The sequence below is a fragment of the Curtobacterium citreum genome, assembly GCF_006715175.1.
GTDB classification, from domain to species: Bacteria; Actinomycetota; Actinomycetes; order Actinomycetales; family Microbacteriaceae; genus Curtobacterium; species Curtobacterium citreum.
This window is the reverse complement of the sequence record NZ_VFMQ01000001.1, coordinates 305,406-329,671: the sequence shown is the minus strand read 5'-3', so window position 1 is coordinate 329,671 and position 24,266 is coordinate 305,406. Positions and strand designations below refer to the sequence as shown.

Genomic DNA, 24,266 nt, shown 5'->3' with positions numbered 1-24,266 from the left:
ATCCGTCAGAGGTGCACGTCGGCCAGGACGCCGGACTCCCCGCGGAGCCGGACCTCGACGGTCGCGATCTCGTCGCGGGGGATGTCGGTCGAGGCGGAGAGCCCGCGGGCCTCGGCGCCGGCGGCCGACCACGACGCCACGGTCTGCACGGTGCCGTCGGTGCGGACCACCACGAGGTCGTACATCACCGAGCCGTCCGACGACCACTGCTTGCCGCCGTACGAGCACCCCCAGTCGAAGCGCGTGCCCCACTGCTCCCCGCTGACCGCGAGGTCGACGTCGAGACCCTGCGAGCCGGTCATCGTGTATCGGTCCCCCGGGCCGGCGGCGGTCCGCGACGCACCGGCCTGGACGGTACCGCGCTCCCCCGCTGTCCCGACGGCGAGCCCGCCGAGCACGGCGGCGACGACCGCGAGCCCCGCGGTGGCCGCGACCCAGACCCGGCGACGACGACGACGGCGCCGGACGCGGTGCGCGACGGAGGCGAGGGTGCCCGCGGAACCGGTGTCGTGCCTCCCGTCCGGTTCGGCGATCTCGATCGCCTGGTCGGCGGGCAGCTTGCCCAGCAGGCCGGGCAGACCGACCAACTCGGCGACCGCTGCGGTGCAGCGGGGGCACGACTCCAGGTGCCGCTCGTACTCCAGGCGCTCGTCGGCGGGCAGGGAGCCCAGCACGTAGGCGGCGTCCCACTCGGCGTAGCGGTCGTGCGCGGTCGGGTCCACGCTCATCGGGTCACTCCTCGTTCCTGCAGGGCGAGCCGGAGGGCTCGCAGCCCGTAGTGCAGCCGCGACTTCGCGGTGCCCTCGGGGATGTCGTGTCGTCGGGCGATCTCGGGGACCGTGTGCCCCAACCAGTAGGCGTCGACCACCACGCGGCGGTGCTCGGCACTCAGCGATGCCAGTGCGTCGGCGACCACGATGCGGTCGAGGACGGCGTCGGTGCGGTCGGCCTCGGCACGGTCGACCGGGTGCTCGGAGCCCTGCTCGCGTCGGTTGCGGGCGGAGCGGGCGTCGTCGACGACCAGGTTGCGGGCGACCGTGAAGAGCCAGGCGCGTGCGCTGTCCGGCGCGAGCTCGAGGACGGCCGGGCGCTGCCACGCGCGGACCATGGTCTCCTGGACGACGTCCTCGACGATCGAGCCGTCCCGCGTCAGGTGCCGGACGTACCGCGTGAGTGCGTCACCGTGCTCGCGGTGCAGCGTCGCCAGCAGTTCGTCGGCGGGACGGCCCGTCATCGTCACTTCCCCAGGTCGAGGGAGAACTCGACGGAACCCTTGTCGTCGACGGTGACGAACCCGAGCGACGGGGCCTGGACGCCGTAGTCGGCGAAGGTGATCGGCACGCTGCCGACGACCTGGACGGTGCCGCCCTGGCCGACGGCGACCTGTGCGTCGGCGGTGACGGGCTTCTCGACGCCGTGCAGGTCCATCGTGCCGGTGAGGGTCACGTCCTGGGCGGTGCCGTCGAGCGCCTTCGAGACGTCGACGGGCTGGGTGAGCGTGAACGTCGCGGTGGGGAACTTGGCGGTCTCGAGTGCCTTGTCGCGGAAGTACGCGTCGCGGGCGGCCTCCGGCGTGCTGATCTTGCCGACCTGCACGGTGACCTCGGCCTTCGTGAGGGAACCGCCGGCGACCTCCGCCGTGCCCTCGACGTCCTTCGTGCGACCGACCACGTTCACATCATTCCCCTGCAGGACCTCGTGCACGCGGTAGCCCGCGTACGACGTGCCCTTGCTCGTCCAGGTGCCGTTCGCCTCGCTCGCGGTGAGCGACCCGGCGGCGCCGGACGCGCTCGCGCTGAGGGAGGGTGCGGCGGCGGCCTGGCCGTTGACCGTGTTCGCGTAGATGACCGGGCCGGCGATCGCGGCGGCGGCCCCGATGACGACGACGCCCGAGGCGATGCCGATGATGACCTTCGTACGTGTGCGGAGTCCCATACCCCGACGACGAGACGGGGCGCCGGATCGTTCAGATCTCGTCCGGTCGTACTGGGGACGTGCGACGACGGCCGGTCCCTTCCGGGGCCGGCCGTCGTTCGTGTGGTGCGGGAGTGTTACTTGATCTGTGCGGTGATGGTCGCGGTCCCGACGAGGAGACCACCCTTGACCGCGTCGGTCTTGAAGGTGCTGTTGAGCAGCTTCGCGGCGTCGTCGGAGACGTGGACCGTGGTGCCGGTCAGGATCGCGTTGTCACCCTCGAGCTGCAGCGGCTTGAGCGTGCCACCGTGCAGCGAGAACAGGTACGCGTTGGACGCGGCGACCTGCCCGTTGACCAGCACGTCACCGTAGAGCTTGGACGAACCCGGGTTCACCACGAAGTTCTCCAGCGTCACCGTCGTGTCACCGGCCTTGAGCGTCAGGCCCGAGTCGTCGTGGTCCAGCAGCCCCTGCACGTACGGGCGGTAGTTGCCGTCCGGCGACCAGTACGTCACCGAACCGGCCGTGATCGGGAACGACACCGACCCGTTCTCCAGCTTCGCGTTGCCCGACACACCCGGGGTCAGGCCCAGCGAGGTCAGCGCGTCGGTGAAGCCCTTGTCCAGCGCGACGGCGGTGTTGCCGCCCTTGACCTCCGGCACCGACGCGACCGGGCCGGGGATCTTCGACGAGGACGAGGAGACGGTGTGGACGGTGCCGTCGGCCTGCGCGGCGGACACACCGAACGCGGCGCCGCCGAGCACCAGGGCGCCCGTGGTGGCGAGGGTGATCGAGGTCTTCAGGCTCTTACGCATGAGTTCGTTCCTTTCGTGGTCGCGCTCGGCGCGATTTCCCTGTATGCGCGCCGAACACACCCCACATGGGGGTGGAGAACCAGCTGACTGCGGCTGGTGAGCGCTCCGGGGTTTTCCCGGCTGTTGCATCTAATTCGGGAGCCTACGGACATCGGTTTGGCCGAATTCAGCGACGTTACCGTTCTGTTACCAAACCGGGGGACGAAGGCGCTCGACGGCCGTGGCAAGGTCGAGGGGTGCAGCACACGAAGACCGCCGTCATCGCCGGGTGCGGGGACCTCGGGACCGAGGCCGGACTCCGCTTCGCCGACCAGGGGTACACGGTGGTCGGGCTCCGGCGCCGAGCCGAACGGATCCCGGCGCCGATCACCGGCCGGAGCGTCGATCTGCGACGGGAGGCGCCGACCATCGACGCGGACACGGCCGTCGTCGTCGTGGCGTTCGCCGCAGGCTCCCGTGACGTCGACGAGTACCGCGCGACCTACGTGGACGGGCTGCGGAACGTGCTCGACGGCGTCGAGGCGTCCGGGGCCTCGCCTCGGGTGGTCGTGGTGTCCTCGACCGCGGTGTACGACGAGTCCGACGGCGGCGAGGTGTCCGAGGAGACCCCGGCACGTGCGGGGACACCGACCGCGGGCGTACTGCTCGAGGCCGAGGAGTTGCTGCGCGCCCGACGCCAGGACGCCGTGCTCGTGCGGCTCTCCGGGATCTACGGACCCGGGCGGGAACGGTTGGTCGACCAGGTGCGGGACGGCTCCGCACGACTGGCCCCCGTCGCGGGCGGCTCACCGCACACGAACCGGATCCACCGGGACGACGCCGCCGCGGCGCTCGTGCACCTGGCGGCCGTCCCGGACCCGGCGCCGACGTACCTGGGGACCGACGACGAGCCGGTCCGGCTCGACGACGTCCTCGTGTTCCTGGCCGGCGAGCTCGGCGTGCCGGAGCCGCCGCGTGCCGAGGCGTCCGGGCGGCAGGCGGGCGGCGACAAGCGGCTGTCGAACGCGCTGCTGCGGTCGACGGGCTGGGAACCGCGGTACCCGACGTTCCGCGAGGGGTACCGCGCGGTGCTCGCGGGCGAGGGCGTCCGGCACCCCTGACGTCGCCGCAGCGACGCGCGTCGGTCGTCGCGACCGACGGGAGGCCGTGGCGACTCCGCCACGGGCCTCCCGTCCGTCAGGTCGCGCTCCGGCGATCAGTGCTCGTCGTAGTGGTCCCCGTGGCGAGCGTGGCGGTGGCCGTCGTGCACGAAGTCGACGTGGTCGCCGTGCTCGACGGTCTCGTGCTCACCGCCGTCCTGCTCGTGGTCGTGCGCCGCGACGTCGTGCTCGGCGACGCGGTGCTCGTCACCCTCGGCTCCGGGGGTGGTGTTCGGGTCGGTCATGGTTCCTCCTGAGATCGGTTCTCAACAGGAGGCTACGCCGTGCTCTGGCATCCGTCCGGGATCAGGCGGTGGTTCCCTGCAGCGCGATGGCCTTCCACACGTCGAACTGACGGTCGTTGCCGATCACCGGCTGACCCCAGGCCATGGTCGCGGCCTGGAGTTCCTCCTGGTTCTTGAGCCCCCGGAAGTACCCGGGGCCGACGACTGCGATGCCGCGGTTGGTGGACTGGATGAGCTTCATGGACTTCTCCTCGTGGTGGGTGCTTCGTGCTTCTCGGTGGAGCGGCTCAGGCCGCGACGGTGCCGCTCAACGCGATGGACTTCCAGACGTCGAACTGGCGGTCGTTGCCCTCGACCGCGGGCCCGGCGAGCGAGACGGCGCACGTCTCGAACTCCGCCGTCGGCAGGGCGCGGAAGTACCCGGCGCCGATGATGGCCGCGCCGCGGCCCGGTGACTTGATGAGCGTGAAGTCGTCGTCGCGCGGTGTGGCAGGCGCGGTCGATCCGTCCGACTTCGGGGCGCCGAGGATGTACGGTGCCGGATCGATGAACGTCGAGCTCGACCCGGTCGACAGGCCCAGGTGCAGGTGCGCACCGCTCGAGATGCCCGTCGACCCGACCTTGCCGATGTACTGACCCGCGGTCACCCGCTGCCCGACCTTCACAGCGATGGAGCTCTGGTGGCCGTACCAACTCATGTACCCGTCGTGCTGGATCCGGGTGAGGTTCCCGAAGGCCCATCCTGCGAGCGGCCCCGCGGTCACCACGGTGCCAGACGCCACCGCGTGGATCGGTGTGCCCGCACTCGCAGCGAAGTCGATGCCCTGGTGGTACGAGCTCCCACCTTCCACGGGCGGCACCCTCGGACCGAACTCGCTCGAGATCGGGTACGCCTGATCGAACGGGTACCGCCACGACGGAGCAGCCTGTGCCGAGGCTCCTCCGGTCACCGCACCACCGAGCGCCGCGACTCCCGCCGCTGCGCCCGCGTAGGCAAGGACCTGGCGCCGCGTCGGCCCCCTACCGAGTTCCGTGTCGTCCACGGTTCCCCTCTCCGGGGACGACCCCTTCGCCCCCGGAGCCGACGCTAGCGGCGCGGCCTGGCTCGCAGAAGTCGGCAGTCCGACGGACGAACCTGTACCCCCGCTCAGCCTCGGGTCTCAGTGGAACCGGTGGTCCTGGATCGTCATGCGCGGCCCGAACGCCGGCTTCCGGAAGCCCGAGCCCCCGATCAGCCGCACGACCCGCTCCCGGTGCCCACGCCAGGGTTCGAGGAGCTCGAGCATCCCGTCGTCGTCCACCGGCGCCCCGGTGAGCGCCCACCCGACGAGCGCCGGCACGTGGAAGTCCCCGACGCTCGGCGAGTCCGGGTCACCGTGCGCACGCTGCGCGGTCTCGGCAGCCGTCCACCGGCCGATCCCGGGCACCGACTGCAGCCGCTCGGCCACGACCGCTCCCCCGCGGCCGAGCCCGAGGGTCCGCTCGAGCGCCGGGGCGACCCGCATCGCCCGCATCACGGTCGCCGACCGACCGGGTTCGATGCCGGCCCGGTGCCACTCCCAGCTCGGGATCCGGGCCCACTGCTCCGCGGTCGGCTGCACGAACATGCCGTCGGGCGCCGGCCCGGGTGCGGGTTCACCGAATCGCCGCAGCAGGTACCGCCAGGCGCGCCAGGCCTGGCGCGAGGTCACCTTCTGCTCCATGACCGCCGGCACGAGCATCGCGACGACCGTGTTCGTGCGGAGCAGGCGGAGCCCCGGTTGGCGGTGGCGCGCCTCGGCCAGGAAGGGGTGCGCCCGTACGTCCAGGTCGGACCAGTCGTCGCCGCGGCCGAGCAGGTCCGGGGCGTGCTCGACCGCCCACCCGGCGCCGTCGCCCCACGCCGACACCGCGACGGCGTCCGCGCCCGCCCGCCGGACGAGCACCGAGGCCGCGCCGGTCGGCGTGCGCAGGGCGAGCCACGTGTCGGCGCCGACCACCTGGAAGGCGGGGTCGCCGGAGCCGCGCTGCAGGGGCCGGAGGGTCGCGCGGACGTCCAACGCGCCTCCAGGCCGGTAGACCGTGTCCACGCGACCGGCCGCAGCCGACGGGGCGGCGGCGACGGGAGACGGCAGGGACACACGGGGATGGTAATGCCACACCACCGTCGGACATGATGGGACCGTCCCCGCACCACCCGACAAGGGAGTCTCCATGCGCATCGGCATCCTCACCTCCGGAGGCGACTGCCCCGGCCTGAACGCGGTCATCCGCGGCATCGTGCTCAAGGGCATCGCGATCCACGGACACGAGTTCGTGGGGTTCCGCGACGGCTGGCGGGGCGTCGTCGACGGCGACATCGTGCCGCTCGGGCGCAAGGACATCCAGGGCATCGCGAAGCAGGGCGGGACCATCCTCGGCACGAGCCGGACGAACCCGTTCGAGGGGCCGAACGGCGGCGTCGAGAACATCACGGCGACGCTCGAGCGGCACGGCATCGACGCGATCGTCGCGATCGGCGGTGAGGGCACCCTCGCGGCCGCGAAGCGCCTGACCGACGCGGGGCTCAAGATCGTGGGCGTCCCGAAGACCGTCGACAACGACCTCGGCGCGACCGACTACACGTTCGGCTTCGACACGGCCGTCGCGATCGCGACCGAGGCGATGGACCGCCTGCGCACCACCGGCGAGTCGCACTCCCGCTGCATGGTCGCCGAGGTGATGGGCCGCCACGTCGGATGGATCGCGCTGCACTCCGGGATGGCCGCCGGCGCACACGCGATCCTCATCCCGGAGCAGAAGACGAGCATGGAACAGATCGCCGAGTGGGTGCGGTCGGCCTACGACCGTGGCCGCGCCCCGCTCGTCGTGGTCGCCGAGGGCTTCGTCCCCGACCACGAGGACAACGCGCACACCGAGCGCGGGCTCGACGCGTTCGGGCGGCCGCGGCTCGGCGGCATCGGGGAGCGCCTGGCGCCGATGATCGAGGAGCTGACGGGCATCGAGACGCGGGCGACGACCCTCGGGCACATCCAGCGCGGCGGGACGCCGACCGCGTACGACCGGGTGCTGTCGACCCGGCTCGGGCTCGCGGCGATCGACTCCGTCGTCGAGGGTCGCTGGGGCCGGATGGTCGCGCTGCAGGGGACGGACATCGTGCACGTCTCGTTCGAGGACGCGCTCGGGGAGCTCAAGACGGTGCCGCAGGACCGCTACGACGAGGCCGCGATCCTGTTCGGGTGAGCGGCGGGTGCCGTTCCGCGCGCGGGGTGCCGTTCCGCGCGTCGGAGGCCGATCCGCGCATGGTGGGGCGTTCCTTCCGGCCCACCACGCGCGGATCGTCCTCCCATCGCGGACGCGATGGGCCGGAACGACGGGTGATGGGCCGGAACGACGGGCGATCGGCCGGGACGACGGACTGGAGGATCGGGGTAGCGTCCGACGCATGACGCGCGCAGTCCTCGTCTCCCGTTCCACCCCGCCCGCCGTCACGCAGGTCGACGTGCCCGAACCCGACGAGGGCGAGGCCCTCGTCGACGTCACGTACTCGAGCGTGAACTACAAGGACGGCCTCGCCCTCGCCGGCAACCCCGGCGTCGCCCGGGTCGACCCGCTCGTCCCGGGCATCGACGTCGTCGGCACGGTGTCCGCGCTCGGCCCCGGGGTGCACGACGTCGCGATCGGGGACCGGGTCGTGTGCAACGGCGCGGGCCTCGGCGAGACGCGGCACGGCGGCTGGGCCGAGCACGCGGTCGTCCCGAGCGGGGCCCTCGTCGTGCTGCCGGACGGCATCGAGGACTCCTTCGCCGCCGCGATCGGCACGGCGGGCTTCACGGCGATGCTGTCGGTCCTCGCCCTCGAGCGTCTGGTCGCGCCGGACGACGGCCCGGTCCTGGTCACCGGCGCCTCGGGCGGGGTCGGCACGGTCGCGATCGCGCTGCTCGCGGCGCGTGGGTACCGGGTCACCGCCTCGACGGGGCGCACGACGAACGAGGCCTCGCTCCGCAGGCTCGGTGCGACCGAGGTCGTCGACCGGAGCACGTTCGCCGCGCTCGGCAAGCCCCTGCAGCGGGCGACGTGGGCGGGCGCGGTGGACAGCGTCGGCGGCGCGACCCTGGCGAACGTCCTCGCCGCGACCCGGTGGGGCGGCGCGGTCACGGCGTGCGGTCTGGCGCAGGACTCGGCGCTCCCGACGACCGTGATGCCCTTCATCCTCCGCGCGGTGTCGCTCCTCGGCATCAACTCCGTCGAGGCCCCGCTGCCCCTGCGGCAGCGGGCGTGGGACCGGCTCGCGACCGACCTCGACCCGGCGCTCCTGGCGGACGTCACACGAACGGTCGACCTCGAGCACGCGATCGGCGTCGGTGCGGACGTCGTCGCCGGGCGGGTGCACGGCCGGACGGTCGTCGACCTCCGCGCCTGAGCAGCGGCGGGGCGCGCGTCGATTCGGCTCGCGGGTGATTTGCCAAACGCTTGCGCACTGACACGCTAGGTTTGGTACACGGCACACACCGGATCCGTGAGGAGCACCATGCCCGTCCCCAAGTCGACCGTCGACAACTCGCCCCGCAAGCTCCTGCGGGACGTCGTGCTCGAGAAGATGCTCGCCGCGATCCAGGACGGCACCCTGCAGGCCGGCGAGCGCCTGAACGACGACGAGCTGGTCTCCTGGCTCGGCGTCAGCCGCACCCCCATCCGCGAGGCCATCGCGAAGCTCGTCGACTACGGCCTGGTGGAGATGGAGGCGAACCGCTACACCCGCGTCGCCTCGCCGACCCGCGAGCAGTTCGACGACGCGCTGCAGCTGTACTACGGCTACGCCGAGCTCGCCGCACGCTGGGCGGTCCCCCGTCTCGACGACGCCGCGTCGAAGAAGGCCCTGAAGCTCCTCGACGAGCTGGCCCGCCGCGCCGCCGCCGAGGACCCGAAGGTCTTCGCGACCCTCGACGAGCTCCTGCGCTTCTTCGTGGCGAACACCGGCAACGCGCTCATGGGGCAGCTCGGCGAGTCGCTCATCGTCCGCACCCAGTTCGTCATGCTCACCGAGCCGCAGTTCATGTTCTGGGACGCCGGCTCGGGCATCGACACCCTCGCCGCCGCGGTCCGCTCGAAGGACGGCGACGCCGCCGGCGCGGTCATCCGTGCCCTCGGCACGGCGCTGTTCGCCCACCTGCGCGAGGTCCGCACCCCAGCATGATGGGGGGCGTGACCGACGCCCTCCTCCACGCCACCGGTCTGCGCGTCACGCGCTCCGGCCGCGACCTGCTCCGCGACGTCGACCTGACGGTCCGGAGCGGCGAGCACTGGGCGCTGCTCGGGCCGAACGGCGCGGGCAAGTCGACGCTCCTCGCGGTCCTCGGTGCGACGAGCCACCCCTCCGCGGGCACCGTCGACGTGCTCGGCCGACGGCTCGGACGCGTCGACGTCCGGGAGCTCCGCGAGCACATCGGGCACGTCGACCCCCGACACCGGGTGACGTCGCCGCTGACCGTGCTCGAGGTCGTGCTCACCGGCGTCACCGGGACGACCGACCTGATGATGCGGTGGTCACCCACCGCCCAGCAGCTCGCCACCGCGCGGGGTCACGTCGCGGACGTCGGCCTGGAGGCACGGGTCGACGCACCCTGGCCCGTCCTGTCCCAGGGTGAGCGGGGTCGTGCACTCATCGCCCGCGCGCTGATGTCCGAGCCACGCCTGCTGCTCCTCGACGAGCCGGCCACGGGACTCGACGTCGCCGCACGGGAGCACCTGCTCGACACCGTCGACGCGCTCCGACTCCGGCGTCCCGGCCTCGGCAGCGTGATGGTCACCCACCACCTCGAGGACCTGCCGACGTCGACCTCGCACGCGATGCTGCTCCGGGACGGGGCCGTCGTGGCGCAGGGTCCCGCCGATCGGGTCATCACGTCCTCCGCGGTCTCGCACGCCTTCGACTTCCCGCTCGCCGTGGTGCGGACCGAGGGCCGCTGGCACGCCCGCCGGGCGGCCTGACCACCGATCCCGCCCCGGTGCCCCGCGAAACGCAACGTCGGCGAGGTCGCGCAGCGGTACGGCGCTGCGAGGAACCGCCGACGTTGCGTTCTGCGAGAGAGGGGCTACGCGGGAGCCGTCGCGGCAGCGGCCGCCTTCGCCGCTGCCGGCAGCGCCTCGAGCACGCGGCTGACGGCACGGTCGTCGTGCGCGGCCGTGACGAACCACGCCTCGAACACGCTCGGCGGCAGGGTCACGTCGGCGTCGAGCATCGCGTGGAAGAACGGCGCGTACCGGAAGGCCTCCTGCGCCCGGACGTCGTCGTAGTTCCGCGGCGCCTCGTCCAGGAACGCGAACGAGAACAGGTTCCCCGCGTGCTGCACGGTGTGCGCCACCCCCTCGGCGGACAGCGCGGCGCTCGTGGCCTCGGCGATCGTCGCCGCGGTCCGGTCCAGGTGCGCGTACACCTCGGGCGTCGCGGCCCGGAGCGTCGCGGTGCCGGCGGCGACGGCGAGCGGGTTCCCGGACAGCGTGCCCGCCTGGTACACGGGGCCGAGCGGGGCGAGGAAGTCCATGACCTCCCGACGGCCGCCGAGGGCCGCGAGGGGCATGCCCCCGCCGATGACCTTGCCGAACGTGACGAGGTCCGGCTTCCACCCGATGCCGTCCGGCACGGTGTTGGACGCCTCGAGCCCCCACCAGCCGGCGGGGCCGACCCGGAAGCCGGTGAGGACCTCGTCGACGATCAGCAGCGCGCCGTTCGCCTTCGTGATCTGCGCGAGCGCCCGGTTGAAGCCCCGCTCCGGGGCGAGGACGCCCATGTTCGCGGCGGCGGCCTCGACGATCACGGCGGCGATGCGCTCGGAGTGCTCGTCGAACGCACGGCGCACGGCGTCCAGGTCGTTGTACGGCAGCACGAGGGTCTGCGCGGCGGTCTCCGCGGTGATGCCCGCGCTGCCGGGGAGCGCGAGCGTCGCGACGCCCGAGCCCGCCTCGGCGAGCAGGGAGTCCGAGTGCCCGTGGTAGTGCCCGGCGAACTTCACGAGGAGGTCGCGGCCGGTGTACCCGCGCGCCAGACGGATGGCGGTCATCGTCGCCTCGGTGCCCGTGGACACCATGCGGAGCTTCTCGATCGGCCCGTCGCCGTCGACCTGCACCCGCTGCTTGACGAGCTCGGCGAGCTCGGTCTCCCCCGGGGTGGACGCCCCGAACGACAGCCCGCGGGACGCCGCCTGCTGCACGGCCTCGACCGTGCCGGGGTGCGCGTGCCCGAGGATCGCCGGGCCCCACGACGCGACGAGGTCGACGTACTCGCGCCCCTCGGCGTCGGTGACGTAGGCGCCCTTCGCGGCGGTCAGGAAGCGCGGGGTGCCCCCGACGGAGCCGTACGCGCGGACGGGCGAGTTCACGCCGCCGGGGATGCTGTTCTTCGCTCGAGCGAAGAGCTGGCCGTTCGCTCCGGACTGCGCTGCCGTGGTCGCCGTCGTGGTGGTCATTCGGGGGCCTTCCCGGTCGAGGCGACGCCGGACACCGCCGCGGTGCTGCCGGTCGTGCGCAGGCCGGCCTCCTGGTTGAGCTGGCGCGCGACGTCCACCGCGAAGTAGGTGAGGATCGCGTCGGCACCGGCACGCTTGATGCCGACGAGGGCCTCCATCGCCGCGGCGTCGCGGTCGATCCACCCGTTCTGGGCGGCTGCCGTGATCATCGCGTACTCGCCGGAGATCTGGTACGCCCACACGGGGACCTCGGAGACGTCGGCGGTGCGGGCGAGCACGTCGAGGTAGCTCATCGCGGGCTTCACCATGACGACGTCAGCGCCCTCCTCGATGTCGAGCAGGACCTCGCGGAGCCCCTGCCGACCGTCGGCGGCGTCGATCTGGTAGGTCCGGCGGTCGCCCTGCAGGGTCGACGCCACGGCCTCGCGGAAGGGCCCGTAGAACGCGCTCGCGTACTTCGCCGAGTACGCCAGGAGCGCGGTGCCGCTGTGCCCGGCGGTGTCGAGGGCGTCGCGGGCGGCGGCGATCTGGCCGTCCATCATGCCGCTCATGCAGACGAGCTCGGCGCCGGCCTCGGCCTGGGCCACCGCCATGTCGCGGTAGCGCAGGAGTGTCGCGTCGTTGTCGACGGAGCCGTCGGCCGCGAGCACACCGCAGTGGCCGTGGTCGGTGAACTCGTCGAGGCACAGGTCGGACTGCACGACGAGCGCGTCGCCCACCTCTTCCTTCGCGATGCGGATCGCGACGTTGAGGATGCCGTCGGGGTCGGTCGCGCCGGACCCCTCGGCGTCCTTCGTCGTCGGCACACCGAACAGGTTCACGCCGCCGACGCCCTGCTCCGCGGCCTCGTGCAGCGCGCGGCGGAACGAGTCGAGGGAGTGCTGCTGCACGCCCGGCATGCTCGAGATCGGGATCGCCGACGTCGTGCCCTCGCGGATGAACATCGGCAGCACGAGCTCGGCGGGGTGGAGCCGGGTCTCGGCGACGAGTCGTCGCATGGCGGGGGTGGCGCGCAGCCGACGGGGGCGGACCTGCGGGAAGCGTCCGGTCACGATGACCTTCCTGTTCTGGGGTTCGGGTGGAGGGTCTCGACGACGGCGTCGAGGAGGGCTGCTGCGGACCGACCGCGGGCGACGACCTGCACGGGCAGCCCGGCTGCACGGGCGGCGTCTGCGGTGGCGGGTCCGATGCACGCGACGAGCGTGCGGGGATCGAGGGGGGTCATCCGGCGGACGACCTGCTGGGCGACGCTCCCGCTCGTCACGAGCACGGCGTCGGGTGGCGGGACGAGCACGACCGGGTCGTCGCCCGTCCCCACGGTACGGTACGCGACCACGTCCGACACGTCGATGCCGCGGGCCCGCAGTCCGTCGACGACCGTGGGTGCGGCGATCTCGGAACGCGGGAACAGGACCGGCCCGGCGGTGTCCGGCAGTGCGGCCACCAGCCCCGCGGCGGACTCGTCGTCCGGCACCAGGTCGACGGGCCAGCCGGCCTCGCGGGCGGCGCGGGCGGTCGCCTCGCCGACGCAGGCCACGGCCACCCCGGCCGGGAGGCGCATGGTGCGTCCGGCGACCACACGGACGGCCGTCGCACTGGTCACCACGAGCCACGGGGCACCGGGCGCGACCCCGTCGTGACCGGTGCGGTCCGCGGGCCGCGCGCCGAGCCTCCTGTCCGGATCCGCCCCGAGGCGGGCGAGGGCCGCGTCGAGGGCTGCCGGGTCCGCCGGCGGTGCGTCCGTGATGAGCGGGACGACGACGGGCTCGAGCCCGCGTGCACGGGCCGCTGCGGCGACCTGGTCGCCCCACGCACCCCCGCGCGGGACGAGGACGACCGGGGGCCGTGCCTCGTCCGCGACGTGGGTGCTGTCGTCCGTGGTGACCGCCTACTCCGCGGGGGTGGCCAGGCCGGGCCCGGCCGAGTGGTCGCCGTCGGCCGGCTCTCGTGACACGGACGAGGCGAGGTCGGCCAGCTCGGCCGCACCGTTCTCGAGCAGCTCCGCGGCGACACGACCGGCGACCGCGAGGGCCTCGTCGAGCCGGTCCTGCGCCGAGCCGTCGAGGTGGGCGGCGTGCGACGCCGTGCGGTACTCGGACCCGTCCGGGCGGTAGACCGTCGCGGAGACGAGCAGCAGCTCGGCGTCCACGACCGCCGTCGCACCGATCGGGGCGGAGCAGCCGGCCTCGAGCTTCGCGAGGACCTCGCGCTCCGCCGTCACCGTCAGGCGCGTCGGGGCGTGGTCGAGCTTCCGGAGTGCGGCGAGCAGGTTCTCGTCCGTCTTCGCCGTGCTGGTCAACACCTCCGTCCGGATCTCGACCGCCAGCGCACCCTGTCCGGGCGCACTCGGCCAGAAGCCGAGGTCGAGGAGCTCCGTCGCGGCGTCCAGCCGGTCGATCCGACCGAGACCGGCGGCGGCGAGCACGACCGCGTCGAGGTCGTCCTCGACCCGGCCGAGCCGGGTGTCGATGTTCCCGCGGATGTCCACGACGTCCAGGTCCGGCCGCTTCGCCCGGAGCTGCGCGACCCGGCGGGGCGAGCCCGTGCCGACCTTCGCGCCCTCGGGCAGGGTGTCGATCGTCGCGGCGTTCCGGGCGACCAGGACGTCACGGGCGTCTGCACGCTTCGGCACCGACGCGATCGTCAGGCCGTCGTACGGCGCCGTCGGGAGGTCCTTGAGCGAGTGCACGAGCACGTCGACCTCGCCCGCGACGAGCGCCTCGCGCAGGGCGCTGGCGAACACGCCCGTGCCGCCGAGGCTCGCGAGCGACGCACGGTTCGTGTCGCCCTCGCTCGTCACCGTGACGAGCTCGACGGGCCGACCGGCGGCCTTCGCCAGCCGGTCGGCGACGTCCTGCGACTGCGCGACCGCGAGCCGGCTGGCGCGGGTGCCGAGCCGGATCGGGGCGGGGCCGTCGGACGCTGCCGAGCCGTCGGTCGTCGTCGGCGCGCTGTCCGCGTCCGTCACGGTGCGACGCCGGCCGCCGCGGGCTTGAACCCGGCGCGGACGTTCTCGCAGCAGCCCGGACGGCACACGTCGTACCAGGGGCCGATGTCGGTCAGGTGCGGGCGCTCGCTCGTCGGCGTGCCGTTGACGCGCTCGAGCACGAGGTCGACCAGGCCGGACACGTACGCCGGGTCCACACCGGGCGTCTGCGTGCGGAGCGACCAGAAGCCGAGCTCACCGGCGGTCTCGGTGGCCTCTTCGTCGAGGTCCCACATGACCTCCATGTGGTCGCTCACGAAGCCGAGCGGGACGATGAGCACGGCGCGGGTCGGGCCGCCCTGGAGCTCGTCGTTCATGTAGTCGTTGATGTCGGGCTCGAGCCACGGCTGCGACGGGGGGCCGGAGCGCGACTGGTAGACGAGCTTCCAGGCCGGCTTCGACGTTCCACGCAGGTGAGCGTGCTCGGGCTGCTCGAGCAGTTCGTTCCACGCCTGCTCGAGGACGACCTCGGCCACGGCGAGGTGCTGCGCCTCGTACGCGCCGTGGTCGTCGAACCCGCGGAAGTCCGGGCCGGACTTCGCGGCGTCCGAGGACGGGATGGAGTGCGTCGAGAACAGGACGTGCAGCTCGGTGGCGACGTCGAGTCCGTCGTTCTCGGCGATCGCGCGGGCCATGCCGTCGCGGACGCCGTCGACGAACGGCCGGACGAAGCCCGGGTGGTCGAAGAACTGGCGGACCTTGTCGACCTGGATCGTGTCGATCAGACCGGTCTCGGTGAGCACCCGGGCGTAGTCCTCGCGGTACTGGCGGCAGCTCGAGAACGACGAGTAGGCGCTCGTGGCGATCGCGATGAGCTTCGTGAAGCCCTTGTCGGCGGCCTCGGTGAAGGCCTCTTCGAGGTAGGGCGCCCAGTTCCGGTTGCCCCACAGCACGGGCAGGTCGATGCCGCGCTGCGCGAGCTCGGCCTCGAGCGCCGCCTTGAGGGCACGGTTCTGCGCGTTGATCGGGCTGACACCGCCGAAGTGCCGGTAGTGGTGCGCGACCTCCTCCAGCCGCTCGTCCGGGATCCCGCGGCCGCGGGTGACGTTGCGGAGGAACGGGATGACGTCGTCCTGGCCCTCGGGACCACCGAAGCCGGCCAGCAGGATCGCGTCGTACGCGGTCGGGACCTCGACGTGCTCGGGGCCGTCGGCCGCGGCGGGCGTCGCGGCGAGGACCGTGCCCCGCCCGTTCGAGATCTGACTGGTGTCGGTCACGACAGCACCTCCGGCAGTTCGGCGGTCGTCACCCGACGACCGGTGAAGAAGGGGACCTCTTCGCGCACGTGCAGGCGCGCCTCGGTGTAGCGCAGGTCGCGCATCAGGTCCACGAGGTCGACGAGCTCCGGGCTCTCGAGCGGCAGGATCCACTCGTAGTCGCTCAGGGCGAACGTCGCGATGGTGTTGGTGAGCACCCGGCGGTACTTCGCGCCGGCGATGCCGTGGTCGCGGAGCATCTTCGAGCGCTCCTCCTCCGGCAGGAGGTACCACTCGAACGACCGGACGAACGGGTACACCGTGATCCAGGCCTCGGGGTCCTTGCCACGCAGGAACGCGGGGGTGTGGCGCTTGTTGAACTCGGCTTCGCGGTGCATGGCCATGACGTGCCAGACCGGCTCGGCGTCCTGGAACAGCCCCGTGCGACGGACCTCGCGCAGGACCGCCTGGATCGCCTGGGCGTCGTCACCGTGCAGCCAGATCATGACGTCGGCGTCCGCGCGGAAACCGGACACGTCGTAGAACCCGCGGATCGTGACACCGCGCTCGGCAGCAGCGGCCACCACTGCGTCGAGTTCGGCGACGGCGTCGTCACCCGGACGGTGGACCGGGCCGAGCGGCCGGCGGAAGACCGCCCACAGGGCGTACGCCGTCAAGAGGTTCGGGTCGATGCCCGAGGAAGGGTCTGTCTCGTGTGCGGGGGACTGCACGTCGGAGCTCATGGGTCCTTGTCCTGTCGGTTGCCTGGGTCGTGGCTGCGCGCCGCGTCCGGAGGACCACCGATGGGGCGGTCTACCGCCGTCGGAGCACCGCTACGACGATACTCCCGACCACTGCCACACCGGCTGCGAGCCCCGCCAGGTAGGGCACGGGCTTCTCGTCGATCCCCCGCTTGACCTTCGACGCGGCGATGCCGAGCTGCTTCGGGACGTTGAGCTTGTCCTCGATCGCGTCGAGGGTCTCGAAGAGCTGGTCGCGGTCCGCCTGGACGCGCTTCGCCAGGTCGTCGTGCTGGTCCGTCACGGTTCCTCCGTCGGGGTGCTGGTCGCGGTCGTGCTCGTCAGGACCGGATGCCGGGTCGGCTCGAGGGCTTGTTGCCCATGCCCTTCACCGCGTTGATGTCGTCCTTGACGCTGTCGATCGTGCGCTTCGGGGTGAGCGGCAACGCCTTCTGGAAGCGCTTCCACCCGATCAGTCCGAGGATCGCGGCGACGATCAGCATGACGACGGCGACGATCAGCGCGGCGAGCCACGCCGGCATCACGACGGCCAGGCCCATCACTGCCGCGGTCAGCAGGACGCCGATCGCGTAGAGCAGGACGACCAGGGCCCCGATGAGCAGCCCGGCGGCGAGGCCGATGATCTTTGCCTTGCCGATGAGCTCGGCCTTGAGCAGGTCGATCTCGCCCTTGACCAGGTTCTTGACGAGCTTCGGGACGTCCCCGACCAGACCGAACAGCGAGCGGGACCCACGGGAGCGGGTGTCGCTCATGAGGTGTGGGCGTCCTTCTTCTGACCGACCTTGCGGACGACCTTCTTCGTCTGCTCGCCGACGAACTCGGCGACGTCCGGGGTCTTGTCCTGGATGAAGTCCTCGGCGACGTGCACGCCCTTCTGGACCCCGTTGCTGTTCCAGATCTTGCCGCTGACGGTCTTGATCTGCTCGTACCGCGCCCGTCCGGCTCGCGATCCCAGGACGTACCCGAGTGCGGCGCCGGCGACGAACAGGAGCTTGCCTCGCATGTGCGAATCCTCCGTGGTTTCGGTGTGCGGTGGTCATGCGCCGAACGGAATACGTCCGGCATCCCACCACAGTAGCCCTCGGGGGGTCCCCGGTCCGCTCAGGATCCCAGGACGCGCTCAGCGGACGCCCGGGCCGCCGCCACGATGCCCGCGAGTCCGCGGCCGCTCGAGGCCTCGCCGATGCCCTCGACGCCCTCGGCCAGACCGGCCGCCGTCAGGTCCGGCCCGTACCAGCGGACGCGGGCCGCGCCGGCCACCCGGTCCGGGGTCACCGGCACGCCGAGCAGGGCGGTGGCGTCGCGGGTGGCGCGGGTCCCGACCGCGTCGTCCGGGTCGACCGGGAGGCTCGTGGCCACGCCCGCCGGGTCCGTCGCGTCGTCGTGCGGTGCGGTCGCGTAGCTGAGGCGCAGGACGTGGCGCCCGCCGGCTGCCTCGGCGAGCCACGGCCACTTCGCGGTCGCGTGCGTCAGGGCCTTCGCGCTGACGCCGTCGGCCTCCGGGTGCACGAGCATCCCGGTGCCGCGCGGCGCGGCGTCGAGCTCGGGCTGGTCGACGACGAGCGTGACGAGCTCGATGCCGGTGCGGTCGGGAGCGGCGGTCCGCATCGGGTCGGCGGTGGACGACAGCACGACCTGCGCAGGGATCCGCTCGCGGGTGCCGCTGGCGGTGACGACCTCGACCGCGTGCCGCTCGACCGTGGTCGCCCGGGTGCGCATCCGGACCTCGACGCCGTACGTCTCGGTGTCCGCCACGAGTTCGTCGACGAGCCGGACGATGCCGCCGCGGATGCCCTGGACCGCGGAGCCGGCGGCGGCACGGGAGCGCAGGGCCAGCACGGCGCGGGCGAGGGACCCCTCGCGCTGCAGGGCCGCGCGGAGCCCGGGGGCGACGCGGTCGGGGTCGAGCTGGTCCGGGTGGGTCGAGTACACGCCGCCCGCGACCGGCACCACCAGGTCGTCGAGCACGCGCTCGCCCATGCGCTTCCGGACCAGGGCGCCGAGCGACGTCGCCTTCGCACCCACCGGGGACGGCAGCAGCGAGTCCATCTGCGCGCGGAAGCCCCCGCCCTGGCCGATCACCGCGGTGACGTCGGCGGCCATCGGGGTCCCGGGGATGCCGAGGAACCCGGTCTGCGGGATCGGGGCCGTGCGGCCGTCGCGGGTCATCAGCCAGGCGCCGCGGGGGTCGGGCGTCACGACGTCGTTGCCCAGGCCGAGCTCGGTCGCGAGCCGCGCGACGGCGTCGGTCCGGGTCGCGAACGACTCCGCGCCCATGTCGAGGTCGAGTCCCGCGACCGTGTGCCTGCGGAGCATCCCGCCCAGTCGGTCCCCCGCCTCGACGAGCACCACGTGCGCGCCGCCCTTCGCGAGGTCCCGGGCGGCGACCAGGCCGGCGACCCCGCCGCCGACCACGACGACGTCGGTCACGCGGCGGTCTCCTCGCCGTCACCAGCGCCGTCGGCCGCGCCGCTCCCGAGCGAGTGGACCAGCTCGACGACGCGGGTCAGCACGGTCGGGTCGGTCTCCGGCGGGACACCGTGCCCGAGGTTCACGACGTGCGACCGGGCCGCCCCGCCGCGGCGGACGACGTCGCGCACGTGGGCCTCGAGCACCGGCCACGGGGCCGCCAGCATCGCGGGGTCGACGTTGCCCTGCACGGTCACACCGGGGCCGACGCGGCGGACGGCCTCGTCCAGGGGCACGCGCCAGTCGACGCCGACCGCGTCCACCGCGAGCGTGTCCGCAGGGTCGCCCATCGTCGTCATCTCGTGCAGGACCTCGCCGCTGCCGACGCCGAAGTGGATCCGCGGGACCCCGAGGTCGGCCACGTGTGCCAGGGCCGTGGCGGAGTGCGGTGCGACCGAGGCGACGTAGTCCGCACGCGAGAGCGAACCGACCCACGAGTCGAACAGCTGCGCGGCGGACGCTCCGGCGGTGACCTGCGCCCGGAGGAACGCCCCGGAGACGCCCGCTGCCCAGTCGAGCAGGCGGGCCCAGGTCTCGGGCTCGGCGTGCATCATCGTGCGGGCGCGGATGTGGTCCTTCGACGGGCCGCCCTCGACCAGGTAGGCGGCGAGCGTGAAGGGCGCCCCGGCGAACCCGATGAGGGGCTTCTCGCCGAGCTCCGCCACGGTCCGCTGCACGGCCTCGGTGATCGGTGCGAGCGCCGCCGGGTCGAGCGGCTCGAGGGCGTCCACGTCGGCCGCGGTGCGGATCGGCGAACCGAGCACCGGACCGCGACCGGGGACGATCTCGACGTCGACCCCCGCGAGCTTGATCGGCACCACGATGTCGCTGAAGAAGATGCCGGCGTCGACCCCGTGGCGGCGCACCGGCTGCAGGGTGATCTCGGACGCGAGCGCCGGGTCGAGGCACGCGTCGAGCATCGCGGTGCCGACCCGCAGCTCCCGGTACTCGGGCAGCGACCGACCGGCCTGCCGCATGAACCACACCGGGAGCGTCTCCGGCCGGTCCCCGCGGAGCGCCCTGACGAGCGGCGACCCCGAGGTCCGACCGGTCACGAGCGGATGGGAGTCGGGCAGCGCAGGGGTGGTGGCGTCGGTCACCGGACGATTCTCCCATCGGTCGCGGGGCTGTCCATGAGCACGCGGTCAGCGAACAGCCCGCGCAGCGATCGCGGGTTACGATGGAAGACGTGCTCATCTGTCTCACGGCGTCGCACCGCAACGCCAGCTTCGATCTCCTGGAGCGACTGAGCATCGGCGCACCGACCGCCGCGAGCCGTCTGGTGACGGACTCCGACGTGCTCGACGGAGCCGTCGTCCTCGCCACCTGCAACCGCTTCGAGGCCTACCTCGACATCGCGGGCGACGACCGCGACTCCGCCGTGTCGGCCACCGTCGACGCCGTCGCGACCGCGAGCGACCTCGTGCCCGCCGAGGTCGCCGAGTCCGTCCAGGTCCTGGGCGGCGGGGACGTCGTGCAGCACCTGTTCGCCGTCTCGAGCGGGCTGGAGTCCGTCGTCGTCGGCGAGACCGAGATCTCCGGCCAGGTCCGACGCGCGCTCGAGGACGCCCGCGCGAACGGCACCACGACCTCCGAGCTCGAGCGGCTCTTCCAGGAGGCCGCGCACACCTCCCGCGGCGTCAAGACCCGCACCCGCATCGGCGCCGCCGGACGCTCGCTCGTCCGCCTCGGCCTCGAGCTCGCCTCCTCGCGCATCACCGACTGGGCGCACACCCGCGTGCTGCTCGTCGGCACCGGCAGCTACGCCGCCACGACGATCGCCGCCCTGCGCGACCGCGGTGCCGCGAACATCCAGGTCTTCTCGCCGTCCGGCCGTGCGCCGTGGTTCGCCGCCAAGCACGACCTGGTCGCCGCCACCGACCTCCGCGGTGCGATCGCGTCGAGCGACGTCGTCATCACGTGCACCTCGAGCGAGGTCCCGGTCGTCGAACCGACCGACCTCGACGACGGGCAGCGCCGCATCGTCATCGACCTCGGTCTCCCCCGGAACGTCGACCCCGACACCGCGGACGTCGACGGTGTCGAGCTCCTCGACCTCGAGACGATCAGCATCCACGCGCCGATCGCCGAGCTGAACGCCGAGTCCGAGGCACGCCAGATGGTGGACGACGCCGTGTCGCGCTTCCGTGCCCAGGCGCTCGAGCAGTCCACGACCCCGGCGCTCGTCGCGTTCCGGAAGCACGTCTTCGACATCCTCGACGACGAGATCGAGCGGGCGAAGCGACGCGACGCCGACCCGGAGTCCGTCGAGCAGACCGAGCGCGCACTCCGGCACCTCGTCGGCGTCCTGCTGCACCGCCCGTCCGTCCGCGCCCGCGAGCTCGGCCGTGCCGGTCGCGGCGAGGAGTTCGTGGGCGCCCTCGACGCCCTCTACGGCGTCCACCCCGAACCCGAGGCCGAGCTGCCGTCCCCCGTCGTCCCGCTGGCCGACCGGACCGCACCCGGGTCGGACCGGACCGACGAGGCGGACGCGAGCTGAGCCTCCTGTCCGGCCCGCACACGCTGCGCGTGAGCGCGGTGCTGCTCGTCCGTGACCGGCGCGTCCTGATGGTGCGTGCGCGCGGACGCGACGTCCTCTACCTGCCCGGCGGCAAGGCGGAGCCGCACGAGACCGACGTCCAGGCCGCGCTGCGCGAGGCCGAAGAGGAGATCGCGGTGCGGCTCACCGCCGCCGACCTCGAGCCCTTCGGAACCGTCACCGAGCCGGCGCACGGACAGGCTCCAGGGACGATCGTCGCGATGGCGCTCTTCCTGGTCCGGCCGGGAGGCGCGTCGGACACCGCCTCGCCGGTCGCCTCCGCAGAGGTGGACGAGGTGGAGTGGGTCACGTCCGCGGACGCGGACCGGTGCCCGCCGGCGGGCATCGAGACGCTCCGCCGGCTGGTCATCGCCGACCTGGTCGACTGAGCCCGACCGCTGCGGGCTACTGGTCCTTGTCGGTGTAGTGCCCCGCTGCCTCACCCAGGGTCGGCTCGGCCTCGCCCGGGATGTCGGACTCGACGTACTCGCCCTCGTCGCGGCCGTCACCGGCGCCCTGGGGTCGGGTCTCGCCGGGGATGTCGCTCGACACGAACTCACCGGCGGGTTCGTTCGTCGTGACGCGCTCGTCACCGGGGATGTCGCTGTCGACGAACGCTCCGGCGCGGGGCTCGACGCCGTCCGCGCGGCCCTCGTCGCCGCGTGCCTGTTCGTGCTTGCCTGCCATGTCCGACCTCCGTCGCTCGTGTGGCGTGGCTGGTGCCTCGTCGTCGCGAGCATGCTCGGCGCGGCTGGACGCCGCCCGAGACCCGTCCCCGCGTCGAGGGTCAGGCAGCGGTCACCGGGATCGTGACCCAGTCGCCGCCCCACGACGAGTGCGGACCGACGGTCTGCTTGACGAAGACCTGGTCACCTGCGTGCAGACCGGCCAGGACGGCGGAGTAGTGGCCGCCGGCGTCGCCGGTCAGCCAGCGCTCCTCACCGTTCGGGAGCGAGACCCAGAGCGCGCCGTCCGGCTGCGCCTGGACGGACAGCTCCGCCTCGGGGCCGCGCTGGACCGCCGTGCCCTCGGGGACGTACGCGTGGGCCAGGAACTCGAGGCGCACGGCTGCGCGCTCGGTCCCCGCCGCGCCGTCGACCTTGATCCAGGCGATGCCGCCCCCCACCGACGCGGCGTCCGCAGTGCAGGTGATCGTTCCGCCGGCCTCGACCTCTCCCGAACAGATGTCGCGTCCCCCGAAGGACATCGTGTAGTGACCCGCCACGGTGCTCGTCGCCGTGATCTCGGGCACTCGGTCGTGGGTGGTCCACTCCAGCGGACCGGTCTTGACGGCACCGGACACCGTGGTGATCGCGACGGGCTCGCTCGCAGGGGCCGGGTCGCCCCAGGCGAACGCAGACGTCGGGACGGCGACGGTGGCGAGCGTCGCGGCGCCGGCCAGGGCGAGGGCGGCGCGACGGATGGGCTGCTTCACGGTGATCCTCCTCAGGATGTTCACGGTCGGCGACCATGCTGGCCGAGCGCGGCTGTCGATATTCCGTATGTCAAGTGATCCAGAGGACGGAGCAGCTGGACGCTCCCCGAGATCCGTCCCCCGGGCCGGGTGTTGCGTTGCGGCATGCAGCGCAACGTGAAGACGATCGTCGTGTCCACCGTCACGGGTCTGCTCGCCCTGGGCGTCCTCGCCGGGTGCTCGTCCGGCGGGAACGCCGCGCCGACCGCGACCAGGACGGTCACGGCGACGGCGAGCGCACCTGCCGCGACGCCGACCTCGGGCGGGTCCGGTGGAACAGACGGTTCCGGCGGATCGTCGGCGGCCGCGGGGTCCTCGGGTTCAGCGGACACCGCTGGCTCGTCGGGGTCCTCCGGCTCGTCCGGGTCCTCGACCGACGGGTCGACCTGTCCGGCGTCGTCGCTCGCCGGCGGCACCGAGGCCGGCAGCGGTGGTGCCGCCGGGAGCACGATCATCCACATCACCCTGCGGAACACCGGCTCGACGACGTGCACGCTCCAGGGCTGGCCGGGCGTCTCGTTCGTGGGCGACGGCGACGGGACGCAGATCGGGGCCGCCGCGGCGCTCGACCAATCGTCCGCGCACCCCATGGTGACGCTCCGGCCGGGCCAGATCGCGGTCGCGCCGTTGAAGATCGCGAACGCGGAGGACTTCTCGAACGCGGCCTGCTCGCCGGTCGCCGCGGACGGGTTCCGCGTCTACCCGCCGGGGTCGAAGGAGTCGCTGTACGTACCGGCCCGCGGCTACACCGCCTGCGCCGAGTCGAGCGCAGCCTTGCTCGACGTCCAGGGGCTCGTGCCCGAGGGTCAGGCGGCCGACTGAGCCCCACCCGCCGATCTGTCACGATGGCCGGGTGACGTCGATCTCCTCGGAACGGCCGACGACCGACGAACTCGTCGACCTGTACGACGCCGTCGGCTGGACGGCGTACACGCGTGACCCGGCGGTCCTGCGTCGTGCGGTCGACGGCTCGCACCGCGTGCTCGCCGCGCGGGATGACGACGGCGTCCTCGTCGGACTCGTGCGCGTCGTGTCGGACGGCGCCACGATCGCGTACGTGCAGGACCTGCTGGTCCGCCCGGCGGCGCAGCGGACCGGTGTGGGCGGGGCGCTGCTCGACGCGGTGCTCGAGCGGTACGGGCACGTCCGGCAGACCGTGCTGCTCACGGACGCCGAGCCGGGACAGCGCGCGTTCTACGAGTCCCGCGGGTTCACCGAGGCACACGACGTCGAGCCGTCGTCGCTCCGGGCGTTCGTCCTGCTGCGCTGAACCCCTGCGGGCG

The 24,266-nt window shown here is 73.0% G+C and carries 30 protein-coding genes; 9 read left to right on the top strand and 21 right to left on the bottom strand.

Going from position 1 to position 24,266, the window contains the following annotated elements; genetic code table 11:
• Positions 1 to 5 precede the first annotated feature (5 nt).
• From FB462_RS01670 to FB462_RS01655, 4 genes are all read right to left on the bottom strand, one after another.
• Positions 6 to 728: an anti-sigma factor family protein gene (locus tag FB462_RS01670; protein ID WP_114850615.1), complete on the bottom strand. Its 723-nt coding sequence runs from the start codon at positions 726 to 728 to the stop codon at positions 6 to 8.
• Entirely contained in the window at positions 725 to 1,234 is a 510-nt protein-coding gene (locus FB462_RS01665) for a sigma-70 family RNA polymerase sigma factor (protein WP_114850614.1), read from the bottom strand. The genes FB462_RS01670 and FB462_RS01665 overlap by 4 nt, the downstream gene beginning before the upstream one ends.
• A 2-nt stretch (positions 1,235 to 1,236) precedes the next feature.
• On the bottom strand, positions 1,237 to 1,935 hold the full coding sequence (locus FB462_RS01660) for a YceI family protein (RefSeq protein WP_058741601.1): 699 nt from the start codon (positions 1,933 to 1,935) through the stop codon (positions 1,237 to 1,239).
• 116 nt (positions 1,936 to 2,051) lie between these two features.
• Positions 2,052 to 2,729 (bottom strand): ABC transporter substrate-binding protein, encoded by a 678-nt coding sequence (locus FB462_RS01655; protein WP_141859738.1) that lies wholly within the window; start codon positions 2,727 to 2,729, stop codon positions 2,052 to 2,054.
• A gap of 236 nt (positions 2,730 to 2,965) precedes the next feature.
• Here FB462_RS01655 and FB462_RS01650 point away from each other — a divergent pair, with 236 nt between their 5' ends.
• Positions 2,966 to 3,829 (top strand): NAD-dependent epimerase/dehydratase family protein, encoded by an 864-nt coding sequence (locus tag FB462_RS01650; RefSeq protein ID WP_114851224.1) that lies wholly within the window; start codon positions 2,966 to 2,968, stop codon positions 3,827 to 3,829.
• A 95-nt stretch (positions 3,830 to 3,924) separates the two neighbouring features.
• Here FB462_RS01650 and FB462_RS01645 read toward each other — a convergent pair whose 3' ends face one another.
• The 4 genes from FB462_RS01645 to FB462_RS01630 form a co-directional block, all read right to left on the bottom strand.
• Entirely contained in the window at positions 3,925 to 4,113 is a 189-nt protein-coding gene (locus FB462_RS01645) for a zinc transporter permease (protein ID WP_114851225.1), read from the bottom strand.
• A 61-nt stretch (positions 4,114 to 4,174) separates the two neighbouring features.
• Positions 4,175 to 4,354, bottom strand: a complete 180-nt coding sequence (locus tag FB462_RS01640; RefSeq protein ID WP_114851226.1) for a hypothetical protein — start codon at positions 4,352 to 4,354, stop codon at positions 4,175 to 4,177.
• Positions 4,355 to 4,400: 46 nt separating this feature from the next.
• Positions 4,401 to 4,964 carry a M23 family metallopeptidase gene (locus tag FB462_RS01635; RefSeq protein WP_167509963.1) on the bottom strand — a complete coding sequence of 188 codons (564 nt, stop codon included), beginning with the start codon at positions 4,962 to 4,964 and terminating at the stop codon, positions 4,401 to 4,403.
• Between the two features lie 309 nt (positions 4,965 to 5,273).
• Positions 5,274 to 6,227, bottom strand: coding sequence for a DNA-3-methyladenine glycosylase family protein (locus FB462_RS01630; RefSeq protein WP_114851316.1), 954 nt, complete (start codon positions 6,225 to 6,227; stop codon positions 5,274 to 5,276).
• 79 nt (positions 6,228 to 6,306) lie between these two features.
• On the opposite strand from FB462_RS01630, the gene FB462_RS01625 reads away from it, so the two are divergent.
• From FB462_RS01625 to FB462_RS01610, 4 genes are all read left to right on the top strand, one after another.
• The gene (locus FB462_RS01625; RefSeq protein WP_058741596.1) at positions 6,307 to 7,335 is read left to right on the top strand and encodes a 6-phosphofructokinase; all 1,029 of its coding nucleotides are present in this window, start codon (positions 6,307 to 6,309) and stop codon (positions 7,333 to 7,335) included.
• Between the two features lie 202 nt (positions 7,336 to 7,537).
• Entirely contained in the window at positions 7,538 to 8,515 is a 978-nt protein-coding gene (locus tag FB462_RS01620; RefSeq protein WP_141859734.1) for an MDR family oxidoreductase, read from the top strand.
• 108 nt (positions 8,516 to 8,623) lie between these two features.
• The gene (locus tag FB462_RS01615) at positions 8,624 to 9,289 is read left to right on the top strand and encodes a GntR family transcriptional regulator (RefSeq protein WP_114851229.1); all 666 of its coding nucleotides are present in this window, start codon (positions 8,624 to 8,626) and stop codon (positions 9,287 to 9,289) included.
• Entirely contained in the window at positions 9,289 to 10,083 is a 795-nt protein-coding gene (locus FB462_RS01610; protein WP_141863205.1) for an ABC transporter ATP-binding protein, read from the top strand. Before FB462_RS01615 ends, FB462_RS01610 begins: the two co-directional genes overlap by 1 nt.
• A 104-nt stretch (positions 10,084 to 10,187) precedes the next feature.
• Here FB462_RS01610 and hemL read toward each other — a convergent pair whose 3' ends face one another.
• The 11 genes from hemL to hemE all read right to left on the bottom strand — a co-directional run bounded on the left by hemL (position 10,188) and on the right by hemE (position 20,070).
• Entirely contained in the window at positions 10,188 to 11,558 is a 1,371-nt protein-coding gene (gene hemL / locus FB462_RS01605) for a glutamate-1-semialdehyde 2,1-aminomutase (protein ID WP_141859732.1), read from the bottom strand.
• The gene (gene hemB / locus FB462_RS01600) at positions 11,555 to 12,610 is read right to left on the bottom strand and encodes a porphobilinogen synthase (protein WP_167509962.1); all 1,056 of its coding nucleotides are present in this window, start codon (positions 12,608 to 12,610) and stop codon (positions 11,555 to 11,557) included. The genes hemL and hemB overlap by 4 nt, the downstream gene beginning before the upstream one ends.
• The gene (locus FB462_RS01595) at positions 12,607 to 13,161 is read right to left on the bottom strand and encodes a uroporphyrinogen-III synthase (RefSeq protein ID WP_229666932.1); all 555 of its coding nucleotides are present in this window, start codon (positions 13,159 to 13,161) and stop codon (positions 12,607 to 12,609) included. The genes hemB and FB462_RS01595 overlap by 4 nt, the downstream gene beginning before the upstream one ends.
• A gap of 285 nt (positions 13,162 to 13,446) precedes the next feature.
• Positions 13,447 to 14,526, bottom strand: a complete 1,080-nt coding sequence (hemC, locus tag FB462_RS01590; protein WP_373286876.1) for a hydroxymethylbilane synthase — start codon at positions 14,524 to 14,526, stop codon at positions 13,447 to 13,449.
• Complete coding sequence (locus FB462_RS01585; RefSeq protein WP_180225874.1) at positions 14,523 to 15,761, bottom strand: ferrochelatase; 1,239 nt, start codon at positions 15,759 to 15,761, stop codon at positions 14,523 to 14,525. The genes hemC and FB462_RS01585 overlap by 4 nt, the downstream gene beginning before the upstream one ends.
• Positions 15,758 to 16,483 (bottom strand): hydrogen peroxide-dependent heme synthase, encoded by a 726-nt coding sequence (hemQ, locus tag FB462_RS01580; RefSeq protein WP_058741589.1) that lies wholly within the window; start codon positions 16,481 to 16,483, stop codon positions 15,758 to 15,760. The genes FB462_RS01585 and hemQ overlap by 4 nt, the downstream gene beginning before the upstream one ends.
• 70 nt (positions 16,484 to 16,553) lie before the next feature.
• Positions 16,554 to 16,784: a hypothetical protein gene (locus tag FB462_RS01575; RefSeq protein WP_114851233.1), complete on the bottom strand. Its 231-nt coding sequence runs from the start codon at positions 16,782 to 16,784 to the stop codon at positions 16,554 to 16,556.
• A 37-nt stretch (positions 16,785 to 16,821) separates the two neighbouring features.
• On the bottom strand, positions 16,822 to 17,253 hold the full coding sequence (locus tag FB462_RS01570; RefSeq protein ID WP_058741587.1) for a phage holin family protein: 432 nt from the start codon (positions 17,251 to 17,253) through the stop codon (positions 16,822 to 16,824).
• On the bottom strand, positions 17,250 to 17,504 hold the full coding sequence (locus tag FB462_RS01565) for a hypothetical protein (protein ID WP_058741586.1): 255 nt from the start codon (positions 17,502 to 17,504) through the stop codon (positions 17,250 to 17,252). Before FB462_RS01565 ends, FB462_RS01570 begins: the two co-directional genes overlap by 4 nt.
• Before the next feature lie 98 nt (positions 17,505 to 17,602).
• The gene (locus FB462_RS01560; protein WP_141859730.1) at positions 17,603 to 18,931 is read right to left on the bottom strand and encodes a protoporphyrinogen/coproporphyrinogen oxidase; all 1,329 of its coding nucleotides are present in this window, start codon (positions 18,929 to 18,931) and stop codon (positions 17,603 to 17,605) included.
• Complete coding sequence (gene hemE / locus FB462_RS01555; RefSeq protein ID WP_229666931.1) at positions 18,928 to 20,070, bottom strand: uroporphyrinogen decarboxylase; 1,143 nt, start codon at positions 20,068 to 20,070, stop codon at positions 18,928 to 18,930. Before hemE ends, FB462_RS01560 begins: the two co-directional genes overlap by 4 nt.
• 89 nt (positions 20,071 to 20,159) lie before the next feature.
• On the opposite strand from hemE, the gene FB462_RS01550 reads away from it, so the two are divergent.
• Both FB462_RS01550 and FB462_RS01545 read left to right on the top strand, forming a co-directional pair.
• Positions 20,160 to 21,470 (top strand): glutamyl-tRNA reductase, encoded by a 1,311-nt coding sequence (locus FB462_RS01550; protein ID WP_141859728.1) that lies wholly within the window; start codon positions 20,160 to 20,162, stop codon positions 21,468 to 21,470.
• Between the two features lie 29 nt (positions 21,471 to 21,499).
• Positions 21,500 to 21,898 carry an NUDIX hydrolase gene (locus FB462_RS01545; protein WP_229666930.1) on the top strand — a complete coding sequence of 133 codons (399 nt, stop codon included), beginning with the start codon at positions 21,500 to 21,502 and terminating at the stop codon, positions 21,896 to 21,898.
• A 16-nt stretch (positions 21,899 to 21,914) separates the two neighbouring features.
• Here the strand turns inward: FB462_RS01545 and FB462_RS01540 are convergent, their stop codons facing one another.
• Positions 21,915 to 22,196, bottom strand: coding sequence for a hypothetical protein (locus FB462_RS01540; RefSeq protein WP_141859726.1), 282 nt, complete (start codon positions 22,194 to 22,196; stop codon positions 21,915 to 21,917).
• Positions 22,197 to 22,296: 100 nt separating this feature from the next.
• Positions 22,297 to 22,944 (bottom strand): hypothetical protein, encoded by a 648-nt coding sequence (locus FB462_RS01535; protein WP_141859724.1) that lies wholly within the window; start codon positions 22,942 to 22,944, stop codon positions 22,297 to 22,299.
• Positions 22,945 to 23,088: 144 nt separating this feature from the next.
• Here FB462_RS01535 and FB462_RS01530 point away from each other — a divergent pair, with 144 nt between their 5' ends.
• Together FB462_RS01530 and FB462_RS01525 are read left to right on the top strand one after the other, a co-directional pair.
• Positions 23,089 to 23,805, top strand: a complete 717-nt coding sequence (locus FB462_RS01530; protein ID WP_141859722.1) for a DUF4232 domain-containing protein — start codon at positions 23,089 to 23,091, stop codon at positions 23,803 to 23,805.
• A 31-nt stretch (positions 23,806 to 23,836) separates the two neighbouring features.
• The gene (locus tag FB462_RS01525; protein ID WP_114851242.1) at positions 23,837 to 24,253 is read left to right on the top strand and encodes a GNAT family N-acetyltransferase; all 417 of its coding nucleotides are present in this window, start codon (positions 23,837 to 23,839) and stop codon (positions 24,251 to 24,253) included.
• The last annotated feature ends 13 nt before the right edge of the window (positions 24,254 to 24,266 follow it).

What these genes read in the sequence shown, in the direction of transcription:
- FB462_RS01670 (WP_114850615.1), bottom strand. Translation starts at nt 728, where the DNA reads ATGAGCGTGGACCCGACCGCGCACGACCGCTACGCCGAGTGGGACGCC.
- FB462_RS01665 (WP_114850614.1), bottom strand. Translation starts at nt 1,234, where the DNA reads ATGACGGGCCGTCCCGCCGACGAACTGCTGGCGACGCTGCACCGCGAG.
- FB462_RS01660 (WP_058741601.1), bottom strand. Translation starts at nt 1,935, where the DNA reads ATGGGACTCCGCACACGTACGAAGGTCATCATCGGCATCGCCTCGGGC.
- FB462_RS01655 (WP_141859738.1), bottom strand. Translation starts at nt 2,729, where the DNA reads ATGCGTAAGAGCCTGAAGACCTCGATCACCCTCGCCACCACGGGCGCC.
- FB462_RS01645 (WP_114851225.1), bottom strand. Translation starts at nt 4,113, where the DNA reads ATGACCGACCCGAACACCACCCCCGGAGCCGAGGGTGACGAGCACCGC.
- FB462_RS01640 (WP_114851226.1), bottom strand. Translation starts at nt 4,354, where the DNA reads ATGAAGCTCATCCAGTCCACCAACCGCGGCATCGCAGTCGTCGGCCCC.
- FB462_RS01625 (WP_058741596.1), top strand. Translation starts at nt 6,307, where the DNA reads ATGCGCATCGGCATCCTCACCTCCGGAGGCGACTGCCCCGGCCTGAAC.
- FB462_RS01620 (WP_141859734.1), top strand. Translation starts at nt 7,538, where the DNA reads ATGACGCGCGCAGTCCTCGTCTCCCGTTCCACCCCGCCCGCCGTCACG.
- FB462_RS01615 (WP_114851229.1), top strand. Translation starts at nt 8,624, where the DNA reads ATGCCCGTCCCCAAGTCGACCGTCGACAACTCGCCCCGCAAGCTCCTG.
- FB462_RS01610 (WP_141863205.1), top strand. Translation starts at nt 9,289, where the DNA reads ATGGGGGGCGTGACCGACGCCCTCCTCCACGCCACCGGTCTGCGCGTC.
- hemL (WP_141859732.1), bottom strand. Translation starts at nt 11,558, where the DNA reads ATGACCACCACGACGGCGACCACGGCAGCGCAGTCCGGAGCGAACGGC.
- hemQ (WP_058741589.1), bottom strand. Translation starts at nt 16,483, where the DNA reads ATGAGCTCCGACGTGCAGTCCCCCGCACACGAGACAGACCCTTCCTCG.
- FB462_RS01570 (WP_058741587.1), bottom strand. Translation starts at nt 17,253, where the DNA reads ATGAGCGACACCCGCTCCCGTGGGTCCCGCTCGCTGTTCGGTCTGGTC.
- FB462_RS01565 (WP_058741586.1), bottom strand. Translation starts at nt 17,504, where the DNA reads ATGCGAGGCAAGCTCCTGTTCGTCGCCGGCGCCGCACTCGGGTACGTC.
- FB462_RS01540 (WP_141859726.1), bottom strand. Translation starts at nt 22,196, where the DNA reads ATGGCAGGCAAGCACGAACAGGCACGCGGCGACGAGGGCCGCGCGGAC.
- FB462_RS01530 (WP_141859722.1), top strand. Translation starts at nt 23,089, where the DNA reads ATGCAGCGCAACGTGAAGACGATCGTCGTGTCCACCGTCACGGGTCTG.